Annotated in this window: 9 protein-coding genes, 1 pseudogene and 1 riboswitch; of the genes and pseudogenes, 3 read left to right on the forward strand and 7 right to left on the reverse strand. The window is 60.7% G+C overall.

Annotated elements, in window-relative coordinates; genetic code table 11:
- The 3 genes and pseudogenes from AX755_RS25795 to dmsD form a co-directional block, all read left to right on the forward strand.
- Window positions 1-229 (forward strand): annotated as a pseudogene (locus tag AX755_RS25795) (dimethyl sulfoxide reductase subunit B); the annotation flags it as partial.
- 1 nt (window position 230) lies between these two features.
- Window positions 231-1,085 (forward strand): dimethyl sulfoxide reductase anchor subunit family protein, encoded by an 855-nt coding sequence (locus tag AX755_RS13340; RefSeq protein WP_062856908.1) that lies wholly within the window; start codon window positions 231-233, stop codon window positions 1,083-1,085.
- Window positions 1,086-1,127: 42 nt separating this feature from the next.
- Window positions 1,128-1,742, forward strand: a complete 615-nt coding sequence (gene dmsD, locus AX755_RS13345) for a Tat proofreading chaperone DmsD (protein ID WP_058682371.1) — start codon at window positions 1,128-1,130, stop codon at window positions 1,740-1,742.
- A 14-nt stretch (window positions 1,743-1,756) separates the two neighbouring features.
- Here the strand turns inward: dmsD and atzF are convergent, their stop codons facing one another.
- From atzF to AX755_RS13380, 7 genes are all read right to left on the reverse strand, one after another.
- On the reverse strand, window positions 1,757-3,556 hold the full coding sequence (gene atzF, locus AX755_RS13350) for an allophanate hydrolase (RefSeq protein WP_062856909.1): 1,800 nt from the start codon (window positions 3,554-3,556) through the stop codon (window positions 1,757-1,759).
- Complete coding sequence (gene uca / locus AX755_RS13355; RefSeq protein ID WP_062856910.1) at window positions 3,553-7,155, reverse strand: urea carboxylase; 3,603 nt, start codon at window positions 7,153-7,155, stop codon at window positions 3,553-3,555. The genes atzF and uca overlap by 4 nt, the downstream gene beginning before the upstream one ends.
- 151 nt (window positions 7,156-7,306) lie before the next feature.
- On the reverse strand, window positions 7,307-7,939 hold the full coding sequence (locus tag AX755_RS13360; protein WP_013096803.1) for an urea amidolyase associated protein UAAP2: 633 nt from the start codon (window positions 7,937-7,939) through the stop codon (window positions 7,307-7,309).
- A 10-nt stretch (window positions 7,940-7,949) separates the two neighbouring features.
- A complete protein-coding gene (locus AX755_RS13365; RefSeq protein ID WP_062856913.1) occupies window positions 7,950-8,657 on the reverse strand; it encodes an urea amidolyase associated protein UAAP1 in 708 nt (235 codons plus the stop codon).
- A gap of 11 nt (window positions 8,658-8,668) precedes the next feature.
- Window positions 8,669-9,445: an ABC transporter ATP-binding protein gene (locus tag AX755_RS13370; protein ID WP_062856911.1), complete on the reverse strand. Its 777-nt coding sequence runs from the start codon at window positions 9,443-9,445 to the stop codon at window positions 8,669-8,671.
- Window positions 9,442-10,257: an ABC transporter permease gene (locus AX755_RS13375; RefSeq protein ID WP_013096806.1), complete on the reverse strand. Its 816-nt coding sequence runs from the start codon at window positions 10,255-10,257 to the stop codon at window positions 9,442-9,444. The genes AX755_RS13370 and AX755_RS13375 overlap by 4 nt, the downstream gene beginning before the upstream one ends.
- A 17-nt stretch (window positions 10,258-10,274) precedes the next feature.
- Window positions 10,275-11,333 (reverse strand): putative urea ABC transporter substrate-binding protein, encoded by a 1,059-nt coding sequence (locus AX755_RS13380; protein ID WP_062856912.1) that lies wholly within the window; start codon window positions 11,331-11,333, stop codon window positions 10,275-10,277.
- Between the two features lie 57 nt (window positions 11,334-11,390).
- Window positions 11,391-11,489, reverse strand: a riboswitch (guanidine-I (ykkC/yxkD leader).
- Between the last annotated feature and the right edge of the window lie 669 nt (window positions 11,490-12,158).

Genomic DNA, 12,158 nt, shown 5'->3' on the forward strand with positions numbered 1-12,158 from the left:
TGACCGCGTCGCAGAGGGCAAAAAGCCGATTTGCGTGGAGTCCTGTCCGCTGCGCGCGCTGGACTTCGGCCCGATTGACGAGCTGCGTAAAAAACACGGCCAGCTTGCGGCCGTCGCGCCGCTGCCGTCCGCGCACTTCACGAAGCCAAGCATTGTGATTAAACCTAACGCCAACAGCCGCCCGACGGGAGATACCACCGGCTATCTGGCAAACCCGAAGGAGGTGTGAGATGGGAAGTGGATGGCATGAATGGCCGCTGGTGATCTTCACCGTTTTTGGGCAGTGCGTGGCCGGGGCGTTGCTCGTCAGCGGTCTGGCATGGATGAGGGAGAGTGACGAGGCGGTCAAAGCCCGCATCGTGCGCAGCATGTTCTTTTTATGGCTGGTCATGGGCGTTGGCTTTATCGCATCGGTGATGCACCTGGGTTCCCCGCTCAGGGCGTTTAACTCCCTGAACCGTGTTGGCGCGTCGGCGCTCAGCAACGAGATCGCGGCAGGCTCGGTCTTCTTTGCCGTCGGTGGCTTCTGGTGGCTGGTGTCGGTTATCGGTAAAATGCCGCCCGCGTTGGGTAAAGTATGGATGGTGGTGAGCCAGATCCTGGGGATTGTGTTTGTCTGGGCCATGACTCGCGTGTATCAGATCGATACGGTTCCGACCTGGTACACCGGCTACACCACGCAGGCCTTTTTCCTGACAATGGTGCTGGGTGGCCCGCTGTTTGCCGCCCTGCTGCTTCGCGCCGCTGGCACCGCCTTCAGAGGCACGTGTGCCGCATCGGTGAGCGTACTGGCGCTGCTGCTGAGCGTGGCGGTGATTGTGCTGCAGAGTAACGAACTGGCGACGCTACACAGCTCCGTACAACAGGCCAGCGCCCTGCTGCCGGACTATGGCGCATGGCAAGTTGGCCGTATCATACTGGTCGCCGCCGGATTAGGCTGCTGGCTGTGCCCGCTCATCCGGCGCCAGGAGCCGAAAACCCTTGCGCTCTTTGCAGGCCTGGCGCTGGTTGTCGTGGGTGAACTGATCGGCCGCGGTCTGTTCTATGGTCTGCACATGACGGTAGGTATGGCAATTGCCGGTTAACACAGGCGCGCGGGTTCGCCCGGGCGAGCAAGGAAGGTTGTAATGATAGATGTCTCACAGCGTGAAGCGTTCGCGTTCAGCGCCCGGGTACTGGGCGCACTGTTTTATTATTCACCCGACAGCGAGCACGTTGCGCCGCTGGTCAACGCCCTGACCGCTGGCGACTGGGTTACGGACTGGCCGCTGCCGCAGGCGGCGCTGCAGCCCATCGCCGACACCTTTACGGTACCTGCCGATGAGCCCGTCACCGACGCCTGGCAGCGGCTGTTTATTGGCCCCTATGCGCTGCCCGCACCGCCGTGGGGTTCCGTATGGCTGGATCGTGAATCCGTGCTGTTTGGGGATTCAACCCTCGCACTGCGTCAGTGGATGCGGGAAAACCAGATTGCCTTTGAGATGCAGCAGAACGAACCGGAAGATCATTTTGGTACGTTGCTGCTGCTGGCCGCATGGCTCACTGAGAACGGACGCGAGACGGAACGCGACCAGCTTCTGGCGTGGCACCTGCTGCCGTGGAGCACCCGTTTTCTCTCCGTGTTTGTCGAAAACGCCGGGCACCCGTTCTATACCGCACTGGGAAAACTCGCGCAGCTGACGCTTGCGGACTGGCAATCTACCTTACTGATCCCGGTCGCAGAAAAACCGCTCTACCGTTAACCGCGCTGGCTTGCTCACGCATGATGAGCAAGCCAGGCTCGCCAGCCACCGAATCGCGTAATCTCCTGTGCTCCCTCTAATCCTGCCTCCTCGCAGATGAACCCGGTCAGCCAGCGCCCGTCCTGAAGTTCGACTTTTCCCAGCCCCAGCGGTGCGGGGATCCCGGCCAGAAACGATCCCACTTCGCTGTGCGGTAGTGCCCACACCTCTACGGCTATTGCGGAACCCTGTTCTGTTGCCCGCACCATGCCTGGCCGTTTGCCGTCTGCCAGGGCAAAGAGCCGATAATGCGGGGCGCTGGTGGTGGCTTCTACATACGTCGCCCCGCGCTGGCGCAGTTGATGATTCAGCGCCAACCCGTCCAGATGCGCGCCGCACACCACCAGGTACATCCGGTCATCGGTTGCGGGCGAAACAGGAGCATCCCCTTGCATCTCGCGCCCGCCGGGCAGGGTTAACATTTGGTGACGTTGTAACGCATCGGCCAGGCTGAGCAGATACTGGTCGGTAAACGAGCGGCCAAACAGCGTTATGCCGGAAGGCAAGCCGTTGGCCATAAACCCTGCCGGGACCGCCACGGCAGCGTAATCAAGCAGGTTCATAAAGTTGGTGTAAAGCCCAAGCTCAGAGTTGCGTTTGACCGGTTCCTCCGCCAGCTCGGCCAGACTCACCGGGCGCGGATAAGTGGGAGTTAACACGCACTCAAGCCCCGCCAGTATGGCATCGCACTCGCTTTTATAGGCCTGAAGCTGGTACTGCGCTTCAAACGCCGCTACCGCACTCATGGCAGGTGCTTTTTGCAGCACATTGCGGATCACCGGCAGCACCGCGTCCGGCTGTTGCTCAATCAACGCGCCCGCAACGTGGTAGCGCTCGGCCACCCACGGGCCGTCATAGAGCAGTTTTGCTGCCGCCAGGAACGGCGAAAAGTCGATGGTCACCGGCACGCCGCCAAGGGCGATCAGCCTCTCCTTTGCGGTGTGATACAGCGCCTCGCTCTCTGCGCAGCCGAGAAACTCCAGCGAGTCCGGCACGCCAAAGCGAAAACCGGCTGCCGGTACGCCAAATGCCTGCGCTCCGTTCCAGGACGGGTTAACACGGCTGTAGTCATCACGCGCGTCTTTCGTCGCCGTCAGCGCCAGCAGTTGGCTGGCCTCCGCTGCCGTGCTGGTGAAGAACGTTACGCAGTCCAGCGTGCGGCAGGCGGGCACCACCCCCGCTGTCGAGATCAGCCCTTTGGTCGCCTTCAGCCCGACCAGATTATTGATAGAGGCCGGAACGCGCCCGCTCCCGGCGGTATCGGTGCCCAGGGCAAAGCTCGCCAGCCCCAGCGCCACAGCCAGCGACGAGCCCGCGCTTGAGCCACCGGACGGATACTCCGGATGCACACTGTTGCGACACGCACCAAATGGTGAGCGCGTGCCGTTTAAGCCGGTCGCGAACTGGTCGAGATTGGTTTTCCCCAGCGGGACCGCCCCCAGCGCGATCAGCTGCGACACTATCGTCGCATCCTGCTCTGCCCGGTACGCAAAGGCCGGACAGGCGGCGGTGGTCTCAATACCCGCCAGATCGATATTGTCTTTAATGGCAAACGGCACGCCATAGAGCGGCAACGATGCCGGATCCACGCCGTCCAGCGCGGCCAGATACGGCTCCAGCTCGTCGGGCGTCAGAAGATAAATAAAGGCGTTAAATTCCGGGTTCAGCGCCAGCGCGCGCTCGCGCAGGGCAAGGATAACCGCGCGAGGACGGAGCTGACCGGAACGGTATGCCTGCGCCAGAACATCAAGGCGTAAATCAAAAAGGTGCTTCATGCTGTTTTCTCCAGGACCACCACACACTGACCCGCGCGCACCGATGAACCCGGCTGCACGCGCACCTGGCTGACCACCCCGTCCTGGGTTGCGACCAGCGGGATTTCCATCTTCATGGACTCCAGCACCACCAGCACATCGCCTTCGCGCACGGTGTTGCCAACTTCAACGTTTACCTGCCACAGGTTGCCCGACACCGGGCTGTCAATCCCGGCCTGTCCGGGTGCCAGCGGCGCGTCTTCGCCATCCGTTACCAGCACCTCGCTGCTGTCAAAATGGGCCTGACCGTTGGCGGCCCAGCGCTCACGCTCGGCGTCAAACGCGGCCTGCTGATGCGCGCGGAACGCCTCAATCTCCGGCGCCTCGTCGGCCAGGAATTGCTGATACTCCGCCAGCTTCAGCGTGGTGTGTTCGATGCGCAGCGGATAACGCCCCAGCGGGAAATCCCGGCGGATGGTGAGCAACTCTTCGGCAGAGACCGGATAAAAGCGGATCTGGTCGAAGAAGCGCAGTAGCCAGGGCTTGCCGTCAAAATCCTCCACGGCGTGATAGCGATTCCACATCTGCAGCGTGCGTCCGACAAACTGATATCCGCCCGGCCCCTCCATGCCGTAGACGCAAAGGTAGGCCCCGCCAATACCCACCGAGTTTTCCGCCGTCCAGGTGCGTGCCGGGTTGTATTTGGTGGTTACCAGACGATGGCGTGGATCGAGCGGTGTCGCGACCGGCGCGCCCAGGTAGACATCTCCCAGCCCCATTACCAGATAGCGAGCGTCGAACACCGTTTTATAGACCTCATCGATATTCGCCAGATCGTTGATACGACGGATAAACTCCAGGTTGCTCGGACACCATGGCGCATCCCGGCGCACGGTGGTCATGTATTTATCGATGGCCTTCTGGCACGCGGGATCGTCCCAGGAGAGCGGCAGCCAGACCACGCGCGACGGCACGTCCAGCGACGCCTGCCCGCATACGTCCTGCCACAGCCCGGCCACCGTCTCCAGCAGCGCTTCCAGTCTCAGCGTTTCCGGCTGATAGTGAACCTGAAGCGAGCGGATCCCCGGCGTGAGGTCGATAATCCCCGTCAGGGCGCGCGTTTCCAGCGCCTGCATCAGCGCGTGGGCGCGAAAACGCAACACCAGATCCAGTTCGGGGTCGCCTATCTCCAGCAGCAGATGGGTATCGCCGGATAACCTCGCCACCAGCCGTTTATCGTCCTCCCCCACCTCCAGCACCACCGGCGAACTCAGCCCGACAGGTTGCCACGGCATGACCTGCGGCGTCAGGCTGGCGATTTGCGCTGCCTGCCCCTGCGCCAGCCGTCGGGCAGTGGAAACGTCCACCGGCATAAAGCGCACTTTATCGCCCGCTTTCAGCTGGCCAACCGCGTGTAAATCCGCCTCAATGATGGTGACCGGGCAGACAAATCCCCCCAGGCTTGGACCGTCGGGGCCGAGGATCACCGGCATATCGCCGGTGAAATCCACCGCGCCAATGGCGTACGGGTTATCGTGGATGTTCGACGGGTGCAGCCCCGCTTCGCCGCCGCTGTCGCGTACCCATTCCGGTTTCGGGCCGATCAGACGCACGCCCGTGCGGCTGGAGTTAAAATGTACCTCCCACTCGGTGGCAAAAAAGGTCGCCATATAGCCCGGCGTAAAATACTCCGGCGCACCATGCGGACCGTAAATCACCCGCAGCTCACGCACCCCATCCAGGCTGGTGCGCAGGGCCTGCGGCAGCTCCCCGTCCGCGACAGGTTCGGTCAATGGGGACAGATGCAGCACGTCACCTGTGCGCAGTGCTCGTCCGGCGTGACCGCCAAACTGCCCGAGGGTAAAGGTGCTTTTGCTGCCCAGATAATCCGGCACCTCAAACCCGCCGCGCAGGCAGAGATAGCTGCGCACGCCGTCACCCTGAATATCGCCCATACGCAGCGTGCTTCCCGCCCGGACGCGGAAAACGCGGTTGTTTGCCAGCGGCTCGCCGTCCAGCGTCAGCGCAATGGCTGCGCCGGTCACCGCCAGCTGCGCGTCGCAGTTGAATTTCAGCGTCGGGCCGCTGAGGGTGATCTCCAGCGCGGCGGCCCCCTCCTCATTGCCCAGCAGACGGTTGCCGAGACGCAGCGCCAGGCTGTCCATCGGCCCGGAGGGCGGCACCCCGACGGCCCAGAAGCCCGTGCGCCCCGGATAATCTTGCACCGTGGTTTGCGTCCCGGCGCTGAGCACCTCAAGGGTGAAGGCCTGATAGTCCAGCGTCTCTAAACAGCGGGTCCACGGCTCGCCGTGGGCGAACGGCGGGAAGGTTAAAATCTGCTGCAAATAGCTGCGGTTGGTTTCCACGCCGTAGAGACGCGTCTCTCCCAGCGCGGTGTGCAGGACGCGGATCGCCGCCTCGCGCGTGGGCTGCCAGGCGATGATTTTGGCCAGCATCGGGTCAAAAAACGGCGGTACGTCGCAGCCGGACTCCACCCAGCTATCGATGCGCAATGTGCGACGGTCGTTTTCCGGGAACACCACTTCGGTGAGTAGCCCTGGCGACGGCTGGAACTGACGGCCCGGATCTTCGGCGTAGACCCGCGCCTGAATGGCGTGTCCTTGTGGTTGCAGGCTGGCGCGCAGCTCCGCCAGCGGCGGCAGCGTTCCGGCCGCCAGGTCAATCATCCAGCGAACCAGGTCAACACCCCACACCTGCTCGGTGATACCGTGCTCTACCTGCAGACGGGTGTTCACTTCAAGGAAGTAAAAGCGGGCCGCGTCGCTGTCGTAGACAAACTCCACGGTACCCGCGCTGCGGTAGTTGACCGCCTGGCCAAGTTTTATCGCCGCCTCGCACAGCGCGGCCTCCATGCCGTCCGGCAGGTTGGGCGCGGGCGTCTCTTCCAGCACCTTCTGGTTACGCCGCTGTACCGAGCAGTCGCGCACGCCGAGGGCAATCACCTCGCCTTTGCCGTCACCAAACAGCTGGACTTCCAGATGACGCGCCCGCTCAATGTATTTCTCGATAAACACGCCCGCGTCGCTAAAGTTATTCTTGCCCAGGCGCACCACGGCATCGAAGGCGTCGCGCAGCTCTTCCGCGTGGTAACAGACGCGCATGCCGATCCCGCCGCCACCCGCGGTGCTTTTCAGCATTACCGGGTAGCCCACTTCTGCCGCAGCGTGAACGGCCTCATCGACGTTAGCCAGCAATCCGGTGCCTTCGAGCATCGGCACGCCGTGCGCTTTCGCCAGCGCGCGGGCGGTATGTTTCAGGCCAAACAGACGCAGTTGTTCCGGCGTGGGGCCGACAAACGCAATGCCTGCGGCTTCGCAGGCTTCGGCAAATGCGGCGTTTTCCGACAGAAAACCGTAGCCAGGATGAATGGCCTGCGCACCGCTGGCTCTGGCAGCCGCGATGATCTTTTCGCTCACCAGATAGGTGTTCGCCGCCGGGCCCTCGCCCAGGCTCAGCGCCTCATCCGCTTCCCGGATATGCAGGCTGCTGAGATCGGCTTCGGAGTAGACCGCCACGCCGCGGATCTTCATGGCGCGCAGGGTGCGCAGAATGCGGCAGGCAATCGCCCCGCGATTTGCAATCAGGAGTGTCGTCAACATAGGTCAGACTCAATCGTGGCGGGTCGTCCCGCCGAAAATCGGCTCACCCATGGTCGTCCATGGGGAAAAAGCGGTTACGGCAGAATGCGTCCGGCGCGGACTTCAAACAGGCGATAAATGGCCTGGCGCAGGCGCTGCCAGCGGGTGGGTGTCAGTTCCATACCAGCACCTCCGCTGGCGTCGGGTTCCAGCCGTTGCACGGGTTGTTAAGCTGCGGACAGTTGGAGATCAGCACGATGACGTTGCACTCGGCGCGCAGCTCGACATATTTCCCCGGCGCGGAGATACCGTCCTCAAAGGTCAGCCCGCCCTGCGGAGTCACCGGCACGTTCATGAAGAAGTTAATATTGGCGGCAATATCGCGCTTTTGCAGGCGGCCATCGTGCAGGCAGGCGCAGAGGAAGTTATCCCGACAGCTGTGCATATGGCGTTTATCGAGAGCATAACGCACGGTGTTGCTCTCCTGCGCGCAGGCGCCGCCGAGGGTATCGTGACGCCCGCAGGTATCTGCCACGATGGTCAGCAGCGGGTTACCGAGGTTGGAGTACAGCACGCTGCCGTGGGTGAGATAAGCGTTGTTCTGGCGGCGCAGCGTGCGCTGTGCGTCGTAGCGCTCACGCGGGTTGTCCGCATTGTAAAACAGCGTGTCCACCGCCTGGTTGCCCTCCAGGTCGAGCAGGCGTAGCGTCTGGCCTTTCTTCACTTCAAACAGATACGGTTCCCCCGCCGGGATAACGTGGCGGAAGCTGGCGTGCTGGGGATGTTTTTCGCTGGCAACGGTCATACACGGCTCCTTACAGGGCGAAACGTTGAGTGTTAGTGATGGCGCGTTCGTTTTCCGCGCGCGTCAGGAGGGCGTTAATCGCCCCCTCTTCATCCTCCGCCTGCCGCCAGCTCAGCTGTACCGGGCGCGGGGCGTACTCCCGGGAGGGATCCATCGGGTGCGGTAGCGCGGTCATGACAATCAGCGTGTCCATCGGCGCGAACAGCTCAACGTAGCTGCCCGGCTGCGAATGTCCGCTGTGGAAGCGGAACTGGCCGTTGTCCTCCACGGTGACCTTGCTGAAGAAATTAACCACCATCAGCAGATCTTCCAGGTTGAGATCCCACTTGCCCATCTCCACCAGCAGGTTGTCCGTACCGTTACGGTAGAAACCGTTGCGCAGCTCCTGATAACGCCCCTGACCGTATTTTTCCGCCACTTCGGCGGCATTCAGCACGCCGCCAAACGGGTCGTGCCAGCCGCAGGTGTCGGCGGTAATGCCCACCAGCACGCGGCCCATGTCGGAGTAAAAGCAGTGTCCGGCGGTGAGGCGCGCGGTGTGCTGGCCTTTCAGCGTGTCGGGCAAGTTCAGCCGCTCGCTTTTCTCGTGCGGGTTGAGCATCAGCAGGCTGACGTTGGCACCGCCTTGCGTATCTGTCATGCGCAGGATCTGCCCGCGCTTCAGGACAAACGAGAGGTGTCCCCCGCCGGGAAGCGTCTCTTCACGTAAAATCGTCATGGTATTCACTGTTACCCCCTTAAGGCATAAACGTTGTCGGGCGTGGTTCCGCTCAGGGCGGAGAGCCGCGTCTCGTTGAGCGGAATGTCGTAGGTAATGCGCGCGCCGTAGGCATTCGGTGCCTGCGGGTCGAGGCGCACTTTGTCGAACACCAGCAGCCGGGTGCCGAGGTTGAAGCCTTCAGACAAATCGTGGGTGACCATAAAGACGGTCATGCGGGTTTCGCCCCACAGCTGCAGCAACAGGGCGTGCATGTCTTTTCTAATCCCCGGATCCAGCGCGCCAAACGGCTCATCGAGCAGCAGCACGCGCGGCTGCATGATGAATGCCTGAGCAATGGCCAGGCGCTGTTGCATGCCGCCGGAGAGCTGGGCGGGATATTTATCCAGCGCGTGCCCGAGGCCGACTTTTTCCAGCATCTCCGCCGACCGTTCACGCACGGCGCGTTTTTTGCCCCCAAACAGCCGCCCGAACAGCGGCGATTGCGGCAGTTCAAGACCGATGGCGACGTTATCCAGCACGCTGAGGTGCGGGAAAACGGAGTAGCGCTGAAACACCACGCCGCGGCTGCTGTCCGGCTCGGCGCGCAGCGGTATGCCATCGAGGGTGATCACTCCCCGGCTGGGCGCTTCCTGACCAAGCAGCAGACGCAGGAAGGTAGATTTTCCGCAGCCGGACGCCCCCACCATTGAGCAGAACTCGCCCTCTTTCACCTGCAGGTTCAGGCGTTCCAGCACCACATGGTCGCCGTACTCCTGCCAGATATTGTTGATGGTGATAAAGCTCATGCCTTCCCTCCTTCCGCCCAGGGAAAACAGGTTTTGTGCAACTGACGCAGAGCAAGATCCATCAGCCACGCCAGCAGGGTGATCCACAGAACGTACGGGATAATCACATCCATCGCCATGTAGCGCCGTACGAGGAAAATGCGGTATCCCAGCCCGGCGGTAGAGGAGATAGCCTCCGCCGAGATAAGAAACAGCCATGCCGACCCGAGCAGCAGGCGCAGCGAGGTCAGCAGCCTGGAGAGCAGCTGCGGAAGCACCACGCGCAGCACCAGCGTCCAGCTACTGGCCCCCAGCGTCTGGGCTTTGATGAGGATCTCCGGTGGGATTTCACAGGCGCGGTGCTCCAGATCGCGCGCCAGCATCGGGGTGATGCCGATGACAATCAGCATCACCTTCGACAGCTCATCCAGCCCGAAAACGATAAACAGCACCGGGAGGATCGCCAGCGGCGGGATCATCGACAGCACCGTCATCAGCGGCGAGAGCGATGCACGCCACAGCGGAAACACGCCCGAGGTAACGCCAATGCACAGGCCGATCAGTGAGGCGATCGCCAGCCCCGCCAGCAGACGCGCGAGGCTCACCAGGGTATCGACCCAGAACAGGTATTCACCGCTGCGTTTATCCGGGGTCAACGCCATCCGGGATAGCGCGTCCAGCATTTGCTGCAGGCCGGGCAGCAGCTTGTCCTGCGGGTTGGCCTCCAGCCTGACCGCCGAGCCAAAAAAGTAGGCGGCCAGCAGCAGGACAAAAGGCAGCATCACGAGCATCAGCCGCATGCCGGGAGTGGGATGGCGATTAATTTGTCGCATGGAGACTCCGTCCGTTATCACAGCGTGCCGGCAGCGGCCATTTTCACGAAGCTGTCGTCAAAGCGCAGTTTCACGTTGCTGGCATCGCCCACCGTGACATTGCCCGGGAAGCGCATACCGATAAAATCGGCGCTCTGCGCGCCCTCGCCCAGCAGCCCTTTGTCGAAGGAGAACGACGCCACGCGCTGCATGGTTTTCGCCAGATCCGGCGACGTGACAAACGCCATGTTGTCCTGCGGGGTATAGAACAGATGGGTGGTTTTGAGCTGCGCCTGATACCCGGCGAGATCGGTCCCGGAGGCGGCGGCCATGGCATTCAGCGCGCCGGCATCCTGCGCTTTCATCAGCCCCATCATCTCGTACCATGCGCCAGTGAGTGCTTTGCCCAACGCCGGGTTGTCTTTCAGGGTCTCGGTGTTGACCACCATCATGTCGATAAGCTCACCCGGTACCTGCGAGGAGCTGAACACTTCGGTGGTGTTTGGCGTGCCTTTGATGACGGAAAGCTGCGGGTTCCACGCCACCGCAGCCTGCACACTGGCGGTCCCGAACGCAGAGACGATATCTGCGTCCGAGGTATTCACCACGGTGACGTCTTTCTCTGCGAGCCCGGCTTTTTCCAGACCGCGCACCAGCAGATAGTGAGACACAGAAAGCTCAGGCAGGTAGACCTTCATCCCTTTCAGATCTTTCAGGGTTTTGCCCTTACCTTTCATCACTACTCCGTCGTTGCCTTCCGAGTAGCTACCGAGGATCAGCGCCGTGGTGTCCACCCCGCCTGCGGCCGGTATGGTCAGCGCATCCATATTGGTCATGGTGCAGCCGTCAAACTGCCCTGCGGTGTACTGGTTGATGGATTCGATATAGTCGTTGAGCTGCACAACATTGATTTTGATGCCGTATTTGCTGGCCCATTTATCGATGATTTTGCTATTGCTGATGGTGCCCCAGGGCATCCACCCGGCGTAGATGGTCCAGCAGACGTTGAACTCTTTTTTCACAGCGGCGAACGTGGGGAGACTGACCAGTATTGCCAGCGATAGTACAAGAGAGCGGAGTAATGGCGTTTTTTTCATGCTTGACCTCTGAGTGGCACAAAATTAGGGGGCAGCGCGACACCGTCTGGTGCTGCTGTCTCCCGGGCTTTTGTCCCGCCGTGTAACCTCTCAGAGGTCGCCAGCTCTTGGACCAGCCATTCACCGTGGTGAACCGGAACCCTAGCCAGCTATTGTTCAAATTGTGGTGTGCTGCCCTTTCACGGTTGATTAAGCAAGGGGTGTGCCAGGATGGTTTTGCTTTGTTTTTTAGTAGGTTGTGGATTGCTGCGGGTTGGGTTTCACTGTTTTGGGGAGCGGCTTTGGGGGATGTGCACTGCGGTGGGGCGTTTTGGGGATATTTTAAGTTGACTGGCAAGACTACCTATCTGGTAGTAAGAAAAGTCATCATTGTTGTGTCAAAATTCACACTCAGACGGTGGAAAAAAGCTACGTAGACAGGCTTTCTTTGGTTTCTTCTTAATCCTAAACATAAATGGAGTGGCAATTGTTTACACTAAAACGTATTTTGAATATGACCGTTGCAAAAAACACATATTTATGCCTTACTGGTTCTGGGGTGGTTGTTTTTATATTCTATTGCATGCGAATAGGATTCCTTCCAACGGGATTAACTATATCTGACGCGATATTTTTCCTGATGGTAATAACATCATTTTCAATATTTCTCACCTTCTTCCTGGTGTTATGGTATTCAATGTCTGTTCTGGTGTCGTATTTATTCATAAGAAGCGCTGCCTTATTTTTCAGAATGACACGTAAACTGATCTTGACCCGCCATTTCCGGACAGCTTTTGTATCTTAAGTTAACGATGCCCGCTGCCGCCGGTATTCTCTCGGAGAGTG

The sequence above is a fragment of the Enterobacter sp. SENG-6 genome, from assembly GCF_001605945.1.
GTDB lineage: Bacteria > Pseudomonadota > Gammaproteobacteria > Enterobacterales > Enterobacteriaceae > Enterobacter > Enterobacter cloacae.